Raw genomic sequence first — 21722 nt, 5'->3', positions numbered from 1 at the left:
TGATTTATCACGTTCCTAACATAGCAAATCGATGTAGGGGCGGAATTTATTCCGTTCCTAACAGCAGCGTAGGGGCGAGATTTTTTGCAAGTTCAACACTCGTATTCCGTCCCACAAAAGCAAATACGGATATATTCTTTGCGGTTAGGAACGTGATAAATCACGCCCCTACATACTTTGCTCCTAAATTATATTAATTCGTAGGTTTCGCTTGGAGTTTTCCGTTTCAAAACCTCGACCATGAAATCCACATCAGCCACCAATCCAACGCTCGCCATTGCCGTTGTTACCGCCTTTCGTGCCAATTCTGGGTGATTGTTCTCGTCGCTTAAATGGCACAACCACACATGTTTAAGGTGGGGCATAGCGTTTTCGACAATCGCTTGGGCGCATTCTCCATTGCTTAAATGTCCTATTTGCGATGCAATGCGTGCCTTCAAATACTTAGGGTAGGGACCTGCTGCCAATTTTTCAGGCTCATGGTTGGCTTCAATCACCAAATAGTTGGCTTGAGAAATAAACTTTTTAATTTCATCAGTGATGTGTCCACAGTCGGTTACAATGGTGAAATTAACTCCCTCGCACTCAATGGAATAGCCAACGCAGTCGCAACTATCGTGTGGCACGGCAAAAGCTGTAACTTTAAACTCCCCAATCTGCTTCGTTTCACCCTTTTCGATGAATCGAACCATAGACGGAGCCACTTTTTTCTTTACACACCAATTCCTATTGATACCCTCGTGAACCATCTTTGTGGCATAAACGGGAATATCATAATCTGTGCTGAGCGACCCCACCGACTTAACGTGGTCGGCATGGTCGTGTGTGATAATTATATTGTTAATCATTGACAGCTGCAAACCATAGCTGTGGAAATGCTTTTTTATAGTTCTAATACCTAATCCACAGTCAATTGCGATGCAATCGGTGTCGGTATAAAGAAGATAGGCATTGCCACTACTGCCACTGCCAAGCGACATGAATTTGAACATTGTTTGATATTTACTGCAAAAGTAACAAAACTATTCAAAACTGCAAAGTATTATGATTACGACTTTTCAATGTTTCAACATTTTTTACCATTCGATACAATGATAAAAAAATAAAAAAAAGATGCAGAAAAACTTGGAAAAAATTACATCGTTTCCTTGTTTTTGAGTACCTTTGTATGGTTTTTTTTTGACAGACTTGCGGTTGCATTTGCAGCATAGCGAGTCTGCCGATTACAGAATAAAAATGATGATAAAAAAAAACGATTATGAAAATTACTGAACAAAGGAGCTCAATGCTCCACGGAATCCTTTTAATGGCACTCTTTTCATGTGCTGCTTTCTATTTAGGCGATATGAGTTTTGCCAAAGCTTTATCGTTCTCGCCGATGATAGTCGGTATTATTCTTGGTATGCTCTATGCTAATAGTTTGCGCAACAATCTGCCTGAAACATGGACACCTGGTATTGTGTTTTGTTCGAAGCGCATTTTACGCATCGGTATCATACTTTATGGCTTTAAACTTACTTTCCAAGACATTACCGCAGTGGGACTTCCTGCTATCATTATTGACGCTATCGTGGTGGTGGTAACCATTGTTTTTGGGCTTTTCGTGGGTAAAATGTTGAAAATGGACCGCAGTATAGCACTGCTAACATCGTGTGGTGCTGCTATTTGTGGTGCTGCTGCTGTTATGGGAGTAGACGGAGCTGTTCGCCCAAAGCCTTACAAAACAGCTGTAGCGGTGGCTACTGTTGTCATCTTTGGAACGCTTTCTATGTTCCTTTACCCTATACTTTACCGAGCAGGTATCTTTGATTTGTCCGACCAACAGATGGGACTTTTTGCAGGAGCAACCATTCACGAAGTGGCACACGTTGTTGGAGCGGGCAATGCAATGGGTGCTGCCATTAGCGACAGCGCTATTATTGTCAAGATGATACGTGTCATGATGCTTGTTCCCGTGTTGCTCGTTATAGCTTTCTTTGTTGCCAAAGATGTTGCTACTCGTGAGAATGCTGACGGAACTAAAACCAAAATTCAAATACCTTGGTTCGCCATTATGTTCTTGCTCGTTATTTGTTTTAATAGCTTGAATTTGTTGCCAGCCGATGTTGTTAAGGGCATTACTACCTTGGATACTTTTCTGCTGACCATGGCAATGACCGCTTTAGGAGCAGAAACGAGCATTGATAAATTCAAGAAAGCAGGTTTCAAACCATTCCTTTTGGCTGCAATCATTTATGTTTGGCTCATTGTAGGTGGTTATTATTTAACAAAATTCTTGGTGCCTGCGTTAATGTAAGTGGGCATCAAATTCTTGAAAGCAAAGCGAATTTTTGCCTATTCGTAGCGAGAAATCGTATTTTGGGGAAAGAATCAATGGTTTTTTCAGATTGATTTTTATAAGATTTTCTTTGCTTTCCCGTTCCGCACAAGCAAATACGGATATATTCTTTGCGGTTAGGAACGTGATACGAGTTGTTGAGCTTGCGAAAAAATCACGCCCCTACATGCCCAAAAACAGGGCTCGTGCAATCTAAATCGTTGGTAATTGTTTATTCATAAAAAGCATAAATCCCAAATTTCCAACGGAAATTTGGGATTATGTTGTTTGTTTGGAATAAGCTTTAATTGCTTTCTTTACGCTTCTGGTGTTACAGTTTTTGCAGCGTATACTTCTTCAGAAAGTACAGAGACCTTGCTCTTGTTGTACTTACCCTTGTGGAAGTAAACGATACCGTCTGTGAGTGCGTACAATGTATCGTCTTTACCTTGTGCTACATTATCACCAGGATAGTGTTTGTTACCACGTTGGCGAACGATAATGTTGCCTGCGATAATTTTTTGACCACCACCAATTTTAACACCTAAACGCTTTGAATGTGATTCGCGTCCGTTCTTAGAACTACCGACACCTTTTTTATGAGCCATTTCTTGTCCTCCTAAATTTAAGCGTTAATTGTTTTAATCTCAACCTGTGTGAACTGTTGGCGATGACCATTCTTCTTGCGACAGTCCTTGCGACGTTTCATCTTGAAGACGATTACCTTTTCACCCTTAACGAGTGGGTTCACAATCTCGGCTACTACTTTTGCACCACTAACAGTAGGTGCGCCAACTGTGACTGTGCCTGCATTGTCGATGAGCAGCACTTTGTCAAACTCAACAGTCTTGCCTTCTTCGGCTTCTCTGATGTGGTTTACGAAGAGCTTTTTGCCTTCTTCCACCTTGAACTGTTGACCGTTAATTTCTACAATTGCGTACATTTTTATTTATTGTAAACGGTTTGACCGATAGGCGACAGAGCATCTTTCCTGTACTTATTCGAGCCTACTCGGCATAAAAACTTTGCAAAAGTACAAAATTTCTTTCGTTTAAGAGGAAGAATGTAAGGTGAAAGATTATTTTTAGGAATAATTAACGAGAATTTCTATTTATATAGGTGTCCGAAAGCAGACATAACGCCAATGGAAGCGGTATAGAAATTTTAATTTTGAGGCTAATTGATGACGATTTTGCATGGTTTTCAAGTTCTCAATGAGTTTCTTTTGCTGGTCGTTTCAATGCTTATTTTTCAAAAATGATAAAGTATGCGCCACCATTGTAATAATATGAAATCGGTACAAACAATAATTTCTTAACAAATAGTAATTTTTTCTTGTTTGGTTAAATTATCAATAAAATTCCGTTTTGTTGGAATTTTACACTGAAAATATTTTGTAGTCTTATAGATTATAACTATTTTTGCAGTGGTAGAGATATTTTATTTATAAAAATAACTCACTCGCTGTGTTAGGATTAAAAACGAGTAGAAAAAAGAATAAACTTTCCAATTGATTTGGACTACCTATTTTTGTTTGAAAAAGTGAAACCATAGCAAAGGCTTAGCGTTGTATTTACAAGTGAAACTTTTCGCTGAGCTTGCGTTTATAAAATTTCATGTATCTTTATGATTACAAGAAAAACAGCAGATTGTGGTCAAATTCACATTTATACAGGCAACGGAAAGGGTAAAACAACCGCTGCTGTAGGGGTAGCTATCCGTGCTTGTATGGCAGGAATGCAGGTTTTTGTAGGTCAGTTCATAAAGCAAATGAAATACAACGAAACGCTCGTTGTAAATTATATTAACAATCTTACTGTCAAGCAGTATGGCTGTGGCTGTATGATTATGCGTGTTCCTAACGAAGAAGACAAAGAAAGTGCGCAAAACGGATTGGCTGAATGTGCAAAAATATTGCGAGAAGGAAAATATGACGTAGTAATACTTGACGAAATTACTATTGCGCTCTACATGGAATTGGTGTCGTTGGAACAGATTATGGAGGCTTTAGAAAATAGAAACAAGAACGTGGAGGTGATTATAACGGGGCGTTATTGCCCCCAAAGCCTTATTGACTATGCCGACCTTGTTACTGAAATGAAGGAAATAAAACATTATTACAATACCAAGGGCTTGCTCTCACGCGATGGTATTGACCATTGAAAGTGGAAAAAAGAAAATATTTAAAATTAGATTTAGTTGTTTTAGTAATAGTATAATAGTTTTTTTTTATTATGTATGCACTTGTGAAAGTGTTCATTACATGGCTAAGAATATCAAAATTTACAGCAATTGCGCCCAAGAAACTTGTTGGCGTAGGGCTGAAACTACATCATGTAGGTAAATTTTGATGTATTAGGGTAACCCCGCTCTTGTTGCTTACATGTGCATGTAGGTGCAAGGGCGGTTTTTTTGATTTCTTCCTAATTCTTTATTTACAGAGAAAAGGGGATTTAAATGAGCTTTTATCTTTTTATATTTAATTTTTTGTACCTTTGCATCAGGTAGCACGCTCTGTTATGCGCTTATTCAATGATATTGAAAGCGAAGAAAGACGATAGACGGTAGAGATTAGAGCAAGGCAACAAAAAAGGCATTCTCTCGAAAAAGAAAGAATGCCCTTGTTTGTAGATTTGAAAAACTATAAACTACCATTGTTTGCCTTGTTTATCATGTCTTGAGAAGCATACATATATACTTCAACACGACGGTTGGCTTGGCTAATGCGCTTGTTTTCAATAGGATTAGCACTACCTAAACCTTCAACAGTGCGAATTTGACCAGCAGGAACTCCTTGTGCGCGCAAGTAAGAAGAAACGGCTGTGGCACGCTTTTCTGACAAAGGAAGATTGATGTTGTCGTTACCTGACGCATCGGTGTAACCTTGAATAGCCACGTCGCAGTCGCGATTTTGCTTCAATACACCTGCAAAGTTGTTCAAATCTTTCTTAGAAGCTGCGCTCAAAGAAGAACTGTTGGTAGCGAAAAGAATACCAGAATCGAAAGTAACCTTAACACAGTCTAAACCGTTGGCGTCCTTTGTCTTTTCAACCTTAGCGTTTTCAACCTTAGCGGCAGTCTGAGCAGCAACCTTATCCATGTGGCGACCGATGATAGCACCTGTTCCAGCACCTACTGCGGCACCGATAGCAGCACCAATCATCGTGCCTTTAGTGTCCTTACCAATAATTTGTCCAATGATACCACCAACTACTGCGCCTGCGCCTGCACCGCCTGCGCCATAAGTTTGTTGATTAGTTGCACAACTTGTAATGAGTGTTGCAGCGCAAAGTCCAGCTGCTATTGTCTTTAAATTTTTCATAATCCAAAAATTTATTTATTAATATTCTTTTAAAATTGATGTTACAGCCTCAAAAAAGTATATCCTAAATTGACTAAAAAACTCGTTAGAGTGCAAGTTCGTACAACAAAGATACAACAATCTTTCGACTTTTTACATTGTATGCCAACTATTTTTTGTAATTTTGCACAAAGATAAGCCGAAACAACCAAACGGCAAAGGGAATTTTCCTAAAACCAAAGGGGTTTTTCCTATAAAACTTAAAAAGAAGAAACAAAACATAACTATGGCAAAAGAACTCAAAGAGCTTACAAAAAGAGCCGAAAACTACTCGCAGTGGTACAACGACTTGGTCATCAAAGCCGACCTTGCCGAGCAATCACCCGTAAGAGGTTGTATGGTCATTAAACCATACGGATATGCAATATGGGAGAAAATGCAAGCACAATTAGACAAAATGTTTAAAGAAACAGGTGCGCAAAACGCTTATTTCCCACTCCTCATACCCAAATCATTCCTCTCTCGCGAGGCAGAACACGTAAAAGGATTTGCCAAAGAATGTGCCGTTGTAACCCACTACCGCCTACGTTCTAACGAAGAAGGTAACGCAGTAGAGGTAGACCCAAGTGCAAAACTTGAGGAAGAACTCATCATACGCCCAACAAGCGAAACAATCATTTGGAACACTTACAAGAATTGGATACAATCTTACCGCGACCTTCCATTGATGTGCAACCAATGGTGTAACGTAATGCGCTGGGAGATGCGTACACGCCCATTCCTCCGCACATCAGAATTCCTTTGGCAAGAAGGACACACCGCACACGCAACACGCGAAGAAGCCGTAGACGAAGCAAAGACTATGCTCAAAGTTTATGCCGACTTTGCCGAACAATGGCTCGCTATCCCTGTTGTACAAGGTGTTAAGAGCGAAAACGAACGATTTGCAGGCGCATTGGATACTTATACCATCGAAGCCATGATGCAAGACGGCAAAGCATTGCAAAGCGGAACATCGCACTTCCTCGGACAAAACTTCGCAAAATCGTTCGACGTTACCTTTCTTAATAAAGAAAACAAACCAGAATACGTTTGGGCAACATCATGGGGCGTAAGTACACGACTCGTTGGTGCGCTCATCATGACCCACTCTGACGACAACGGACTTGTGTTGCCACCAAAGATTGCATCTATTCAGGTAGTCATCGTGCCTATTTTCAAAGGCGCAGAACAATTGGCAGCCATCACTGAGAAACTCCAACCAGTTATCAACGAGTTGCGTGCCAAAGGTATTAGCGTGAAATTTGACAACGCCGACAACAAGCGTCCAGGATTCAAATTCGCTGAATACGAACTCAAAGGTGTGCCAGTGCGCTTAGCAATGGGCGGACGCGATTTGGAAAACAATACCATCGAAATTATGCGCCGCGACACATTGGAAAAAGAAAACGTATCGTTCGATGGAATAGTAGAAAGAATTGAAAAACTTTTAGAAGAAATCCAAGAAAATATCTTCAAAAAAGCACTCGACTTCCGCAACCAAAACATACACGAATGCGACAACTACGAAGAGTTTAAGCAGAAAATAAAAGACGGAGGTTTCTTCCTTTGCCATTGGGACGGAACAAGCGAAACCGAAGAGCGCATCAAAGAAGAAACCCAAGCTACCATACGATGCGTGCCATTCATGTTCGAACAAACAGAAGGCGTAGACATGGTAAGCGGAAAGCCAGCAAAACACCGTGTCATCATAGCACGCGCTTACTAAAAGTTTCCCCCTTTTGGGGGACGAGTCAGGCTTGTTCGACCCGTCCGACCCGTCCAAAAAACTCCCCAAAAGCCCATTCCCAAAACTGAGAATGGGCTTTTTTTGAAAAAAAACGAAAAACCTTTCTTCGTTCAAATAAATATTCCTACCTTTGTAGCACAATTTTTACTTTCAATTTGTCGAGTGTAGCTATATCTTATCCAATAAGTGAAACGAAATTTGCACATGCTCGTGGCGAGAAATCGCACTTTGAAAAAGAAGAAAAATCCGAAACTAATAAAAAATAGGTTCCAATACAAATAAAGATGATAGCCATTTTCTGACGTGAGGATTGGAATAATTGGTAAATTAAATGCTATGATTAAGGTTTCTTGCATGAGAGTAGGAGTTTGCAATAGCAGAAGCGAGGTGTCATAATAGCATCATTTTTGTGCAAAACCTAATCTTTATGCAAAAGATTTTCTCTGTTACTTTTCAAAATACAGAAGAATAAGGATAATAATATATTTTCGTATAATGGTTGCTTCTTAGCAATCGAATTTTTAGTAAGAGTATTGTTGTGAAATAATACATTCTTTAATTCCTCTAAACAGCAAAAACCATAAGTCGTGACGATTTATGGTTTTTTTGTTACGATAAGTTCACGAAAAAATAGGTCAATTGCAACCATGTGTCCAATGTTTCTCTACAGCAATACTCTTTAATATTTTCTCGGATTCAGAGAACAAACTTACAGAAAGTATTTGATTTTGCAAAATAGAAATAAGAAAAATGCATCATCAGACAGTTATTGTCTGTGACGCATTCGAGTTTAGTTGTCTGTTGATTGAGAATTTGATATTCTGTAAATTGAATAACTTGCAGGTCTGTTTTATTAAGTTTAGTCCTTCCTGAATCAATCTTCACTCTCGTGAATTGCTATCTAAAATTATATGCCCCGACGGGCTTTTCTATGTTAAATCCGTTGCAAAGATATACAATAAATTCGTAAAAAAAGTAGTAACAAGTAAAAATCTAAACATATACGATACATATAATTTTTATAAATCATTGAAAATAAGGTGTATAGTTTATTTAAAACCATTTATAAATATTCTAAAAATCTAAATGAAATAATAATAAATATGGTTCATCACTCCAAATTTCGGAAGAACCATTTTATTTTCCCTTTGTAGGGGCGTGATTTTTTCGCAAGCTCAACAACTCGTATCACGTTCCTAACAACCTGCGTATGTTTTGCTTATTAGGAACGGAATAAATTCCGCCCCTACATATTGCCGAGTGCAAAGAAAATTTTATTTTCCGTAGGGGCGTGATTTATCACGTTCCTAACAACCTGCGTATGGTTTTGTTTATTAGGAACGGAATAAATTCCGCCCTTACATATTGCGTATGGCTTATTTATTAGGAACGGAATAAATTCCGCCCCTACAACCTGCGTATGGTTTTGTTTATTAGGAACGGAATAAATTCCGCCCCTACATCTGTGTATCTTTTGCGCTTAGAGAGATGTGTTTTGGCATAATCTTTCAATTTCGTTTTTAATTTCTCTATATTTTTTTTATCTTTGTAGCATAAATCAAAGCTTATTTACAATGAAAAGACTATTATTCTTGATTGCCGCCCTCATTGTTTCAGTGAGCATGGAGGCGCAAACCGATGTAATTTCTGTGAAAGATGCTATTCAAGTTTTTAAGAATAAGACCCTTGCAGCAGGTAAAAAAGTATTGGAAAAGCAAGGATATACTTATAAAGGTGTTTCTTCTGACCAGTTTGGAAAAGATTATAATTGGGTTCGGAACATGGATTTATCGAAAGATTTTTTGCCAACAGCACTTGGCAAAGGTAATTCGAGTTTGTTCATGTTGGCAGTAGATAGTCGTACGGTTTATCTTTACGTCTTCAATCGCAGTGCTTTCGAAGGTTTGAAGGCGCAAGCAAAGCGACTTGGCTATGATATGGGCAAGGCTTTAAAGACTTCGGAAGGTACGATTATTTGTACAAAGGACGAGCAGCCTACGCTAACTTTTATGGAATTGCAGCAGCCTTTGCCTTATTGCATGCAGATAACCGAATAAAATAGAGATTTTTTAGGCTTTTGTTAGCAATAAATAAAGGTGAAAAAATTGTTTTTCCACCCTATTGTAAACAACAATAGGGTGGAAAAATAGTAACGAAAGCGTTTGTTTTAGGCTTTTACATTTACTTTGTGCGCAAAATTTACGCTATTTCCTTGAGTTTTTTATTGAAATAATACCGATAAAGCAGACCTGCGATGGTCAAACCGAATGGGAATGCCCACCAAATTCCTGTTACTCCCCAGTGGAAATGAATACCCAATACATAGCCAATTGGCAGACTTATCATGAAGTAAGCTATGAAAGCGGTTGGTACTAAGGGTTTTACATACGACAAACCACGCATGGCATTGCCGTAAGCACATTGCAATCCGTCGCCAATTTGGTAGATCATTAGCGGCCAAATGAGTTGCGAAACCATTTTCCAAACGGCTTCGTTGTCGGTGAAAACGGCTCCAATGCTGTTGCGATAGATGAAGACAGGCACGGCTACGATAAAGGCAATCAAGAGAATAAGGTGGAAACCAGCCGTTGAAGAGAGCCGCACAGCTTTGTAATCTTTCTGTCCTAAGAAGTAGCTGACACGCACGGCGAGGGCTGCCCCCATACCATAATAGACCATGTAGAATAGTTGTGAAATGGAAAGCATGACTTGATGAGCTGCCAAAGCCTTGGTTCCAATCCACCCCACCATGACAGAGCTGAGGCTGAAGGCGGCAGTTTCCATGCCCATTTGTAACGAAAGTGGGAATCCAATGCGCACCAATAGCGTGAGGTCTTGGCGGTTTACGGGTTCTGCGAAGAATCCTTTTCGATAAACTTTGTAGTGTTTTGATAGGAAGAAGATGGCAGCAAAGACGATAGCCATCATGATTCTTGAAAACATGGTGGAGAGTCCAGCACCATAAAGTCCTAATTCGGGCATACCAAATTTGCCGTAAATTAGTGCATAATTACCCACAATATTCATCAAGTTTCCGCCTATCATAATCCACATTGGGGTTTTTGTGTTGGTGATTCCGTCGGATAATTGCTTGAAAGTATTGAACCACGACACAAAAGGCAAGGAAATAAGATTGACAATAAAGTAGGGGCGCATGAGCGGCAAAAGTTCTTCGGGCTGTCCAAGGTTGCCAAGATTGAGGTAGAGTAGGGTCATAATCCCTACTAAAAGGGCAGCTAAAAGCGTGTTAGCCACGAGGGCATTTTTCAGCATTCCACCTATTTTGCTATTTTCTTCTCGTCCAAAAAGCGACCCAACCAGTGGGGTTAGTCCGTAGGAAAAGCCCATTCCAAAAACTAAGACCAACACAAACATATTATTGACGAATGCTGCCGCCGCAAGTTCCGTTGTGCTGTGTTGTCCAATCATCAGCGTGTCGGCCAGTCCTAAGACGATGGTACCGATTTGTCCGATAATAATGGGTGTTCCAAGTTGTATAAGTGCCTTGTAATGAGCGTTGTATGGTTTCAGGTTCATGTTCATTTTTGTATCCTATTTGTTTATTTTTTTACTTTATTTTATTCCTTTTGTTTGTCTATCGATTTATTCTCAATTCAAAACAGGCTGTTTTCGTGCGCAATATAGCCTGTTTTTCGCTGCAAAACCGCCTGTTTTATTTTTTTTGATGGGGAGATGCAATGCCAACTGGTGGTTTTTGGGGTTCATTGTGTCCTAATCTTTGTCGTTTGTGAGTTGCTATTTTTGTGTAGCAGGTTCTTTTTTAAAGTGCAAAATAGCTGCTTTCTGGCAAGTTATGATACTTTGTAGGGGCGTGATTTATCACGTTCCTCTCCGCAAATTTTAGTGTGTTAGGAACCAATTCTTGTTGTCGTTTTTGTTCTTCCTTCACGTTCCTCTCCGCAAATTTTAGTGTGTTAGGAACGTGATAAATCACGCCCCTACAAAGTATCATTGCTCGAAAGGTTCTATTTCTCGCCACGAGCATGTACAAATTTCGCTTTGCTTATTTGTATGCTTCGTGTGGCTTAACGAAATCGTTCTCTTTTAGAGTGCAAAATAGCTGCTTTCTGGCAAGTTATGATTCTTTGTAGGGGCGTGATTTATCACGTTCCTCTCCGCAAATTTTAGTGTGTTAGGAACGTGATAAATCACGCCCCTACAAAGTATCATTGCTCGAAAGGTTCTATTTCTCGCCACGAGCATGTACAAATTTCGCTTTGCTTATTTGTATGCTTCGTCTGGCTTAACGAAATCGTTCTTTTTCAAAGTGCGATTTCTCGCCACGAGCATGTACAAATTTCGCTTTGCTCATTTGTATGCTTCGTGTGGCTTAACGAAATCGTTCTCTTTTAGAGTGCAAAATAGCTGCTTTCTGGCAAGCTATGATACTTTGTAGGGGCGGAATTTTTTCGCTTTGCTCAACAACTCGTATTCCGTTCCTCTCCGCAAATTTTAGTGTGTTAGGAACGTGATAAATCACGCCCCTACAAAGTATCATTGCTCGAAAGGTTCTATTTCTCGCTACGAGCATATACAAATTTCGCTTTGCTCATTTGTATGCTTCGTGTGGCTTACGAATTCGTTCTTTTTCAAAGTGCGATTTCTCGCCACGAGCATATACAAATTTCGCTTTGCTCATTTGTATGCTTCGTCTGGCTTACGAAATCGTTCTTTTCCAAAGTGCGATTTCTCGCCACGAGCATGTACAAATTTCGCTTTGCTCATTTGTATGCTTCGTGTGGCTTACGAAATCGTTCAAATTCCACGCGCACCCTTTCAAATCCCATTCCTTTGAGTAGTTTCTCCATTTGGTAGCGTGCGTTTTGCTCTGTTGTTTCTATGTTTTTAGCTGTGTAACAGCGGTTTAGCATTTTTCGATAAGCCTTGTTGTAAAGGCGTTCACGGTCGGCTGGTGTCCAATTTCCGTCTTCAAAAAACGATTGCGACCTTGTTTCGTCTATGAAATTTCGGTCGAGCAATTCTACCGCTGGCAGGGTTGCCACCACCACCGAGTCGCCCTCTACACGCAACCATTTTGGTTTTGCCTTGTGCAGGTCTATTCCGAAGCGCAATGTGCCGTAATAAATTCTAACTAACTCCTTGTCAGAGATAAAACGGCGTGCAACGGTATCGACAATTTCTTCATCGTTAATGGCTAAAAACTCCCATTGCCCAATTTCTTGAATGGATTGGATTTGCTGCGGAGTAATGTCGATGCGGTCATTGACACTCATTTTTATGGAATTATCCTTGTTGATGTAGCCCACCAAGGCTATTCCGCCCCCGATGAGCAAGGCTATCGCAAGGATTGAGAGCCACACAATTTTTGAAATGCCTCGTATAAAGCGCAGAATACTGTCAATTATTTTGTCCATTTCCTTTTGGGTTTTCTAAAATTCGAGTGATGTCAGCCGTTGTAAACTTCTTGCGGAAGCTAATGGTAATGTCGCTTTCCTTGTAGCCTAATTGGCGTAACATAGGGAAAAGTTGGCGTGCAGCACTTTGTCGTGCACTCTCTATGATGCCCATTTCTGTGATGGAACCCACAATTTGCTGCCTTCCTTGCTGCTCGTAGTGGGTCATTTCAGCATCAGAAAAGTTGCGTCGAGTGAGTGCAACATGTTTTTTCACCTCCTTGTGGTCTACCTTTGTGCTTGTGATAACGATGCGAGGGTCTGGCAAAGTAATTGTAATTTTGCCGTTTGCCTCGTGTTTTACGTTCTCTTCCGAGAAGTCTGAAAAGTCGATATAAGCCTTAATGACAGCGTCTAATGGTATGGCTACACGGCGTTCGCCCATGGGTAAATTCACAGAAAATTGCTTGTTCATGAAACTTCCGTCCACTTTCATTTTGTCAGAGTGGGTAATGATTTTGTGGATATGATACTCTGAGGTGTAAAGGCGTGATGTTTTTTGCACCCTTTCTATGAGCATCGGGATTGTGTCCAATGCTTTGGGTGCAGAAGGGGTGGCTTTGGGCTTGCTACATGCGGCAAATGCCATGATTCCCATGATGAGATAAATAATTTTTTTCTTCATTAATTTATGCCATAGCGTTTGTATGAACATTATTAGCGTGGGTTTTCGTTTTATTTTATCACGGTTGCTTTCACGATTCTGATGTCATTTATCGGGCGGTCGTTGTCGTCTGTGGTAGCGGTTTGGATACGTTCCACAATGTCAAGTCCTTCCAACACTTCGCCAAAGACCGTGTACGAGCCGTCAAGGTGAGGCGTACCGCCTACGGTTTTGTAAATATTGCCAATTTCGGGGGTTATTTTGATTTGTCCGTTGGTATATTTGTCGATACGTTCTTGCGCCCAAGCGAGTTGATTATCAGAGAATTTTCTTCCCCATACAATGTAGAATTGTGTAGCCGATGATGCCCTTTGTGGGTTTACATCGTCGCTTTCACGCGCCGCAGCTACTGCTCCACGCTTGTGGAAGAGCTTTGGGTAGACAATTTCTGCTGGAACAGTATATTTATCGTCCGAATCGCCGAGCATTTGCCCCTTTGTGGCAGTCTTAGAAGCTGGGTCGCCTGCTTGAATCATGAAGTCTTTGATGACACGATGAAAGAGTTGCCCATCGTAAATTCCTTCCTTTACATTTTTAAGGAAGTTGTCTCGGTGTTGTGGCGTTTCGTTGTAAAGTGCGATAACAATTTTTCCACTATCCGTAACCATCTCTATTTCGTGGCGAATGTTATCTGTTTGCGCTTGAATACCTATGGTTGCAAGGCATAAGACGAGGGTTGCAAAAAACTTTTTCATATTTTTTTTCATATTATTTGGGTTGTTTTCAACGATTTTCTTTTGGTTTAGAAGACAATATTGAAGCCGAAACGAATGCCATGTTTGGAAATTCCAGGCATATCAGTGTAGGTAAGGCGGCGCACATAGTCGATTTCAAACATTTTGAAGATGTTTTGAATGCCTATCACCATTTCCAAATATGGTTTTTTCCCCATGATATTGGTTCCTTCGGGGAACTTATACAGCACAGGGTCGTTGGCATTTTGCTCCAAGAAAGGGTTGTTTTTATCGGTAAGTTTGCCCCACATACCTTTGAAAGCGATGTATTCACGCCATTTAAGTTTCTTAATGAGTGGCAGACGGTTAAAGATTTTGCCTTGTAGACACCATGCAAGATTGAACTGCGCATAGCGGTCGTTCAAAAATTCTAAGTTCTCCATGAGGTTGAACGTGCCTTGGTGTTCAAAGAAAGAGGTGTTTACAGGTGGCATAATCAATAGTTGGTAAGGCACTTTATTCCATTGTGCGCCTGCCATAACACGCATATCAAGGTTGCCCCAACTGCCCAACCACAAGCGTTTATAAGCCGAAATTTCGGTGAGATTGTAGTTGAATTGTCCGCCTAACACCTTCTTTAATCCCATGGTATGGGTGAGTGTGAATTGTGGCGCATCAAGGTTCACCTCGAAACGGCGTTGCTTTGAGTTGATATAACTTTGTCCTGGGCGATAATCAAATCCCACTTTCACTTGCGTCATGCGCACTTTATCGACAAATGAACCGTCCATTCGCTCGTAATAAAGCTTGCCCAATGGTCGGTTGCTTTCCGTGTTCATTTCTATTTTTGTCGCTAAACCGTAGTCTGTTTCCCACATAAATCCTAAGCGTTGTCGGTTGTACAGATAAAGTTTTTCGACTTTTACAGGGCGGAAAGTCATGAAAATGTTGTCTTTATTGTGTACCAAATATTTGTCAGACGGTGATTCTAAGTCGCGTGAAGACTCAAACCATAGGGTTCGAATAGGGAATTCCGTTGGTTGATATTCAGGCTTATTGAACGAATAAGTAACCTTTGCGCCATAGTAATGACCTCGGGATTTTGTTCCATAGGCATAATATCCATCTGCAAACCAATGTGGATTGAGGTTGGCAGTGGTGCGTGCTGCTGCGCGAAGTCGTATTCCGTCGATGTAGTTTTTAGAAATAAACGTATTGACAGGACCTATATCCACTTTGCTTGGGTGTCCTTCCGAGCCAGTTTCCACGAAGTTTTCGATGAACGCTTTGGCTACTAACATGACATATTTAAAGTGTTTTGTTTGCTCCATTCGCTTGATAAAGTTGTCCATATCGCCCTCGCTCTTGGTGAGAGCGGTTGTTCTGTGCTGCTGCCAGAAGGTTTCGTCCTGCATTTTCGCCTTCGGGTCGTATTTTGTTTCCGCTTTACCTTTGAAAAGTTTGTCGTCTATCGGGTCGAAAGCATAGTTTTGCAAGCCTGTGGTACGTATAACAATGGCTTGACGGAACATACTTAGCAATTCCAATTCAGCCATTAAGTCGTCGGTAGTCAGCACCCATTCGCCATTATCGAGTTTGGTAAATTCTTGTTTAAATTTCATTGATGCAACGTAGTTTACACCTGTGTTGGCAGGCAACTGCATATCGCATCGTCGAACGTGTAAGGAGCTGTCGTTTAGCACATACAATTCGCCACGGAAACCAAAGTCTTGTTGGTTGGCAGGCATGAATTGCAGTCTGATACATTCGTCATTTCCCACTTTCAAAGTGTCGTCTATGTAGAAATGATAGAACGAAATGGCAGTTGCTCCGATAGGCGATGGGAACCTTGCTTGTAGGAGTTCTATTTGGTCGTCGTACAAATCAATGTCCTTAAAAATATCTTTCACCATGGTATTCATGGCATCACCTGTTTGAATGAGCTGTGAAATACCCTTTGTTGTTTGTCCTTTTATGATGTTTTTTTGGTCTTTCGGATTTTTGCGGTAGATGTATTGCGTAACGGTTTCGTCGACAGAAATCGGCAAAATCATCTTGTTGTTGTAGTCGCACATCTCTACTTGGTCTTTCAGCCACGGCGTTTTTTTGAATATTCCCCCCTCCATATCTTCTTGAGAAATATTGTTTATTGCCATTGTAACCTTCTGATACTTATCGAATTGATAGTAATCGTGGTTAGAAAGATTTGTTTTTTGTTTGGCAGCAATGACTCTCTTCATGAGTTCCACTGCTGGGTTATTTTTTCTTGTATATTTTTTGCGTCGTTTTGCCTTCACCACTACTCCTTGCAATTGCCTTGCGTCTGCAATTAAGGTAATGACGAGTTCGTCAGGTGTCTTTTCTGTTATCTTAACTTTTCTTGTTTTGTATCCTACTGATGTTACTTGGAGTGTTTCTCCATTTCTTCTTTCAATGGTAAATCGTCCATTTTGGTCGCTTGATGCTACAATCTTTGTGTTTTTGTAAATTGCATTTGCAAAGCCAATAGAGTCTTTGCTTTGAGCATCAATTACTACGCAGCGTAGTTTTTGCGCTGTTGCTGATGTTACCCAAATACTTAAAGTGAGTAGCAAGAACGCTATTCTTGCTACTCTGCTTTTGTTATCTTTTTTAATCAATTTCTTCATCTGCTTCGTAACCGCCTATTTCGCGGATAGCATTTTTGAGCATTGTGTATTGCTCAAAGAGGTTGTTCACCGCTTCCTCGCCTTGCGTGTAGTCGTGCATTGGACTCTTGAGGTAGAAACTCAAGAAACGTTGTATGCCGTATCTTCCGTCGCGTGCTGCAAGGTCGCTCAATAGGGCGAGGTCGAGCAGTAATGGTGCTGCGAGAATGGAGTCGCGGCAAAGGAAGTTAATTTTTATTTGCATAGGGTAACCCATCCAACCAAAGATGTCGATGTTGTCCCAACCTTCTTTGTCGTCATTGCGTGGTGGATAGTAGTTGATGCGCACTTTGTGGTAAATGTTTCCGTAGAGGTCTGGTTGGTCGTCTGCTTTGCAAATGGTTTCCAATGTAGAAAGTTTGCTGACCTCCTTTGTACGGAAGTTGGCTGGTTCGTCCAATACAAGTCCGTCGCGGTTGCCGAGAATATTGGTTGAGAACCAACCATTTAAACCCAATGAGCGTGTCTTGATGATAGGAGCGAAGCCCGATTTAACGAGGGTTTGACCTGTTTTGAAGTCTTTACCTGCGATAGGCATTTTTGTTTTTTCTGCCAATTCCCACATGGCTGGAATGTCTACGGTGGTATTTGGCGCACCCATGATGAATGGACAGCCTTCTGAAAGAGCTGCGTAAGCGTAACACATTGATGGTGCGATGTGTTCACGGTCGTCGGCTTTCATTGCTGTTTCCAACTGTTCAATGGTCTTATGATGATTTTCATCGTAAGGCACATAGATTTCTGTTGATGCTGCCCAAAGCACTACGACACGGCTAACTTTCTTTTCAGCTTTGAAATTTTGAATGTCTTTGCGCAATTCTTCTACCATATCCCATCGTGTGGCACATGGTTTCACGTTGTCGCCATCGATGCGTTTTGCGTAGTTTTTATCGAAAGCTGCCTTCAATGGCTTAATTGCTTCGAGTTCATCGCGTACGGGTTCAATGTCCTTTGCCTTTAATACTTCAGCGTAAACAGCTGCTTGATAAGCGTTTTGTGGGTACACGTCCCATGTTCCAAATTCAATATCGTTTAACGATGAAATAGGTACGATGTCCTTATAGTGTAAGTACTTTTTGTCAGCACCTTTTCCAACACGAATTTTATCGTATTGTGTCATTGACCCGATAGGCTTAGCCAAGCCCTTACGAGCCATTAATACACCTGTCATAAAGGTCGTTGCTACTGCTCCGCAGCCTACAACCATAATTCCTAATTTCCCCTCTGCTGGGGCTACTTTTTCCTTTTTCATTGTCGATTTGTTAACTTTTAAACGGACGATTAGGTCTTTTATTGTTTTGTTCTTTGTTTTTGGACTAGTCAGACTAGTCGGACTAGTCGGACTAGTCGGACAGGTCTGACACATTCTTTTAGCAAAAACCCGCCTTGTTCTCTGCGCTCTCCCTCCCAACGGAGGGGGTGGGGGAGGTTTTATGCTCTTATATTTCTCTCAAATTACCGATTACCTTGTCGGCAACGCCTTTTATTTCAGCTTCTTCCGTCCAACTTTCGCCTTTTATCCAAATGGTTTTACAACCAATCGAGTGGGCAGGGACGATGTCTTTGTCGTAGCTGTCGCCCACCACGATAACGTTTTGAGCGGGAAGGTTGATGGCTTCGATGCCCAATTCATAGATGCGTGGGTCGGGTTTTCTCACTTTCACCACGGCACTCTCAATGATTTCTTGGAAAATGCCGTCCAATTGAAATTCGCTCAATACCACTTCGATGTTGCCATAAAAGTTGCTCACCAATACCAATGGGTAGTTTTCTTTCAGTTTAACGAGTACGTCCTTACTCTCTGATACTGTGTGTTTTACCTCATTGTAAAGGATTTCTACGATTTCGTTTCTTATTTTTTCCAATGCAAATCCTGTTGCTGCAATTGCTCCTTGCTGCGCCAAGTATTCAGTTTGCAATTTTATTTTTTCTTTGAGCGTTTGGAGGAACGTGAAATGGGGTTTTATGATAGGATTTTTCCCCAATGTTCGTTCTCCAAAAACGTAGGCATCACGATACATTTTTTCTTGTATGGGCAAGTTGAGGCGTTCGTATGCGTGCCATATTTTCATGCCCCAATGACACCCTTCGGTGTCTATTGTGCCTCCATAATCGAATATGTAACCTTCTGTCATTCTGTTAATTCCACTTGTTTTTTATCCAATTCTTTTCTCATTTTTCGGCAATGGTCTTCGTGTCTTTTGTGCATGAACATGTAAACCATAGTGTAACCGATAATTTCTATGAAAAAATAGAGCCACGGAATGTTTGCCAACACTGTGATATAGATGATGATGGCGCGCGAATTGAACGTTAGGAAGTTGGTGATGGGCATGAGTGGGCGGCTCTTTTTCAGGAAGTTTTCTTTCCACTCTTGCGGTATCTTTTCTACTGTTCCATAGTGTTCTTTTAACGCTTTTCGTAGCTTTTGAAATTCAGGTGTGCGGCGTTCCTGACTTTTGCAATAGTTTTGGTAGTTGTAATGGAATGCCCTATCCCAAAACACACCTTTCTTGCCTTTCAACTGCTCTACAATAGCGTGTTCCGAAGCGTAGGAATCAAGTTCTGAACCTGCTTTCCCTTTGAGGAAATAAAGGTGTATTTGGCGATAATAGTCGGCTAAGGAACTTTGTTGTGCATGGCAAACAATGCCTGCAATGGCGGCTAAGGCTAAGCCGAAGAAGCCCCATGGCTCGTTAGTTCCTGGCATGTGTTGATGCCAAATTCTCAAAGCAATAGCCAAATAAATGGCAAAAAACCATGTGTCGCCTGCAAATCCGTCTAAGCATCGCCCAATCATGGAGCGTTGGTTGGTCAATCGTGCCAATTGTCCATCGGTTGAATCGCACAGATTAGCCAAAACGAGTAGCACTACACCTATTATATTATACCACACGTTCGTAAAATAGAACATTGCGCCTGCTGCTACTCCGAGGAAAATCGAAAGTATGGTAATGGTATTTGGTGTTACGCCCAATCGATACCACATTTTGGCAAACACTAATCCTATGGGACGTGTGAAATAAACATCGAGCCACTCCTCTGTGTCTTTTGACTTCATGGAGGCTCGGAGGAGTTCTTTGAAACTTTTATCTTCTATGTTCATTTGTGTTCTTAAATATTTTGGAGTCGGACTGGTCAGACTAGTCCGACAAGTCTGATGTGGATAGCCTCAGAGGCTCTCCCTTATTGCCTTTGCGGCTTCGTCTTTGCAGCGTGAAAAGCTGGGCCAATCGTTGAAATCGATGATGTAAAACAGCCCTTCTTTCGTGATGATAGCATCGCCCCCGTAAACCATTGTGTCGGTGAGGATTGCCAATCGTTCGGCTGCTTGTTGCAAATTGTCAGTTGCAAATGCGTAATGATGGGGAGTTCCGTTGCGCATTTCGTCGCCAAATTTCGATGTTCCGTCATCGTTCGGGTAGAAAATGCGAAAGAAATTCGCCGTGTTCACACCATAAAACTTCACAAGGTCGCCTACGATGTGGGCTTGTATCACGATATTTGTAATGCCCCGTTGGCTGAATCTTGCCTTTGCAGCATTGAGTTCCGTTTCGTTGGCGCAAAACTGCACGTCCTCATGCGTTTGGGCAGCTTCGTCGCCTCGCTTTATCCAATACCCATTTTCGCCCTTTTGGGGTGGGGTAGGTATGTTTTCTTGTGCCATGAGTTGGGCGAGAAGGCTGCGTTGGCAGTTCCTTACCCCCTTTGCCGAATTGATAACGCATTTGTCTTTGCCCTGTTTGGCAAGTAAATCGAGCGTTTGGGGCAGTCGTCCCATGTTCAAAACGATGTCCGCTTCGGCTATGTCGTTGGCAGTCAGTTGGCTTTCTGCAATGATTTTAGCCTCTAATGGCATCGCCACCGCTTCGAGAATGGCAAGGTCTTTGTCTACTGAATGAGGCGAAAAGCGTGGGTCGCGTTGCACAGCTATGGTCTTCATCGTCAAGGTTTTAAGTATTCCTCTGCCTTTTCGATGTCGGTAGCGTGGTCAATGTCCAACACTTTTGTGAACGCATAGGCTTTGGTTTTGCGCCCATTGGCAATGAGCGCACGTTGGAAATTGCGCATACGACTTTCGCCACGTTCCATGCAGTTGTTCAAAGTTGTAATGGTTTCGGGTGTGAGTCCGTAGATTCCGCCCGAAATATATTGGCAGTTGCCTGTATTTTTGTCGTGAAATCCTGTAATGTTCATGGCTTCGTCGGTGGAAACATATAGGGGCTTTTCGTCGTCAATATAGTCGGTTACACCCATAAAAGCCTGTGTTCCACCTTCAATTTCCTTTTGAAATTCGTGGATATAAACAGAAAATTCGTCCTCACGGAAGATAGTATCAACCGTTGTGAGGACGAAAGGTTCCTTGCCGATAAGGCTACTTATTTCGTAGAAACTGTGCATTGAGCTTGGCGTTGTTTTAACAATGAAGCGCAAAGGCACTTCTTTGCCGTTTAGTCCATGCTGCTGCACATCTGCCAAATGTTCTTGAACATCAGTCATTTGCTCGTTGCAAATAACAATAATTTCAGTTGCTTGGTTGTTGCAAAATATGCGTAAAAGGCGGTCGATAAGTCGCTCACCATTGACTTTCACCAATGGCTTAGGAGCTTTCACGCCTTCTTGGTGTAGGCGAGAACCATTCCCTGCTGCTATAATCGCATATTTCATTTTTATGTCTTTTTGCTGTTTTGTTGGAAAGTCGGACGAGTCCGACCAGTCCGACTAGTCCAACTAGTCCAACTAGTCCAACTATTCAAACTAGTCTCTTTGTGTGTAAAGCTATTTTATGCAAAGATACATATATTTCTTAATAACACCAAATTAAAATTTCATTTTAGTTTTAATTTTTAAAGTG

General features: G+C 41.2%; 18 protein-coding genes. 4 read left to right on the top strand and 14 right to left on the bottom strand.

The features are described from left to right. Positions 1–188: 188 nt before the first annotated feature. The gene (locus tag DYI03_RS12000; RefSeq protein ID WP_021668403.1) at positions 189–992 is read right to left on the bottom strand and encodes an MBL fold metallo-hydrolase; all 804 of its coding nucleotides are present in this window, start codon (positions 990–992) and stop codon (positions 189–191) included. A 266-nt stretch (positions 993–1258) separates the two neighbouring features. On the opposite strand from DYI03_RS12000, the gene DYI03_RS11995 reads away from it, so the two are divergent. Further along, positions 1259–2296, top strand: coding sequence for a YeiH family protein (locus tag DYI03_RS11995; RefSeq protein ID WP_004357620.1), 1038 nt, complete (start codon positions 1259–1261; stop codon positions 2294–2296). A gap of 338 nt (positions 2297–2634) precedes the next feature. On the opposite strand, the gene rpmA is transcribed toward DYI03_RS11995, so the two are convergent. Together rpmA and rplU are read right to left on the bottom strand one after the other, a co-directional pair. Further along, a complete protein-coding gene (gene rpmA / locus DYI03_RS11990; RefSeq protein WP_004357646.1) occupies positions 2635–2925 on the bottom strand; it encodes a 50S ribosomal protein L27 in 291 nt (96 codons plus the stop codon). Positions 2926–2942: 17 nt separating this feature from the next. Next, positions 2943–3260 carry a 50S ribosomal protein L21 gene (gene rplU / locus DYI03_RS11985; protein WP_004357680.1) on the bottom strand — a complete coding sequence of 106 codons (318 nt, stop codon included), beginning with the start codon at positions 3258–3260 and terminating at the stop codon, positions 2943–2945. Between the two features lie 683 nt (positions 3261–3943). On the opposite strand from rplU, the gene DYI03_RS11980 reads away from it, so the two are divergent. Next, positions 3944–4480 (top strand): cob(I)yrinic acid a,c-diamide adenosyltransferase, encoded by a 537-nt coding sequence (locus tag DYI03_RS11980; protein WP_021668400.1) that lies wholly within the window; start codon positions 3944–3946, stop codon positions 4478–4480. Positions 4481–4958: 478 nt separating this feature from the next. Here the strand turns inward: DYI03_RS11980 and DYI03_RS11975 are convergent, their stop codons facing one another. Next, positions 4959–5639, bottom strand: coding sequence for an OmpA family protein (locus tag DYI03_RS11975; protein ID WP_021668398.1), 681 nt, complete (start codon positions 5637–5639; stop codon positions 4959–4961). 265 nt (positions 5640–5904) lie between these two features. Between DYI03_RS11975 and proS the strand changes: the two genes are divergently transcribed. Both proS and DYI03_RS11965 read left to right on the top strand, forming a co-directional pair. Then, the gene (gene proS, locus DYI03_RS11970) at positions 5905–7386 is read left to right on the top strand and encodes a proline--tRNA ligase (protein ID WP_025064604.1); all 1482 of its coding nucleotides are present in this window, start codon (positions 5905–5907) and stop codon (positions 7384–7386) included. A 1595-nt stretch (positions 7387–8981) separates the two neighbouring features. Next, positions 8982–9464, top strand: a complete 483-nt coding sequence (locus DYI03_RS11965; RefSeq protein ID WP_021670139.1) for a hypothetical protein — start codon at positions 8982–8984, stop codon at positions 9462–9464. A 142-nt stretch (positions 9465–9606) separates the two neighbouring features. On the opposite strand, the gene DYI03_RS11960 is transcribed toward DYI03_RS11965, so the two are convergent. From DYI03_RS11960 to DYI03_RS11905, 10 genes are all read right to left on the bottom strand, one after another. Beyond that, complete coding sequence (locus DYI03_RS11960; protein ID WP_021670138.1) at positions 9607–10950, bottom strand: MATE family efflux transporter; 1344 nt, start codon at positions 10948–10950, stop codon at positions 9607–9609. A 1199-nt stretch (positions 10951–12149) separates the two neighbouring features. Beyond that, positions 12150–12803, bottom strand: coding sequence for a DUF4230 domain-containing protein (locus tag DYI03_RS11945; protein ID WP_021668424.1), 654 nt, complete (start codon positions 12801–12803; stop codon positions 12150–12152). Then, positions 12787–13467 (bottom strand): DUF4230 domain-containing protein, encoded by a 681-nt coding sequence (locus DYI03_RS11940; protein WP_036869805.1) that lies wholly within the window; start codon positions 13465–13467, stop codon positions 12787–12789. Before DYI03_RS11940 ends, DYI03_RS11945 begins: the two co-directional genes overlap by 17 nt. Positions 13468–13517: 50 nt before the next feature. Next, positions 13518–14201, bottom strand: coding sequence for a peptidylprolyl isomerase (locus tag DYI03_RS11935; protein ID WP_025064797.1), 684 nt, complete (start codon positions 14199–14201; stop codon positions 13518–13520). A gap of 47 nt (positions 14202–14248) precedes the next feature. Beyond that, positions 14249–16828 carry a DUF5686 family protein gene (locus DYI03_RS11930; RefSeq protein ID WP_021668428.1) on the bottom strand — a complete coding sequence of 860 codons (2580 nt, stop codon included), beginning with the start codon at positions 16826–16828 and terminating at the stop codon, positions 14249–14251. Beyond that, positions 16812–18119, bottom strand: a complete 1308-nt coding sequence (locus DYI03_RS11925; protein WP_025064798.1) for an inositol-3-phosphate synthase — start codon at positions 18117–18119, stop codon at positions 16812–16814. The genes DYI03_RS11930 and DYI03_RS11925 overlap by 17 nt, the downstream gene beginning before the upstream one ends. Positions 18120–18306: 187 nt before the next feature. Next, positions 18307–19002, bottom strand: a complete 696-nt coding sequence (locus DYI03_RS11920) for an HAD family hydrolase (protein ID WP_004357672.1) — start codon at positions 19000–19002, stop codon at positions 18307–18309. Further along, positions 18999–19973 carry a CDP-alcohol phosphatidyltransferase family protein gene (locus tag DYI03_RS11915; RefSeq protein WP_021668430.1) on the bottom strand — a complete coding sequence of 325 codons (975 nt, stop codon included), beginning with the start codon at positions 19971–19973 and terminating at the stop codon, positions 18999–19001. The genes DYI03_RS11920 and DYI03_RS11915 overlap by 4 nt, the downstream gene beginning before the upstream one ends. Positions 19974–20039: 66 nt before the next feature. After that, positions 20040–20810: an ATP-grasp domain-containing protein gene (locus tag DYI03_RS11910; protein ID WP_021668431.1), complete on the bottom strand. Its 771-nt coding sequence runs from the start codon at positions 20808–20810 to the stop codon at positions 20040–20042. A gap of 2 nt (positions 20811–20812) precedes the next feature. Beyond that, entirely contained in the window at positions 20813–21535 is a 723-nt protein-coding gene (locus tag DYI03_RS11905) for a sugar phosphate nucleotidyltransferase (protein ID WP_021668432.1), read from the bottom strand. Positions 21536–21722 lie beyond the last annotated feature (187 nt).

Source organism: Prevotella disiens (genome assembly GCF_900454955.1).
GTDB classification, from domain to species: Bacteria; Bacteroidota; Bacteroidia; order Bacteroidales; family Bacteroidaceae; genus Prevotella; species Prevotella disiens.
The sequence above is the reverse complement of the archived record's forward strand: the minus strand, read 5'-3'. Positions and strand labels throughout refer to the sequence as shown.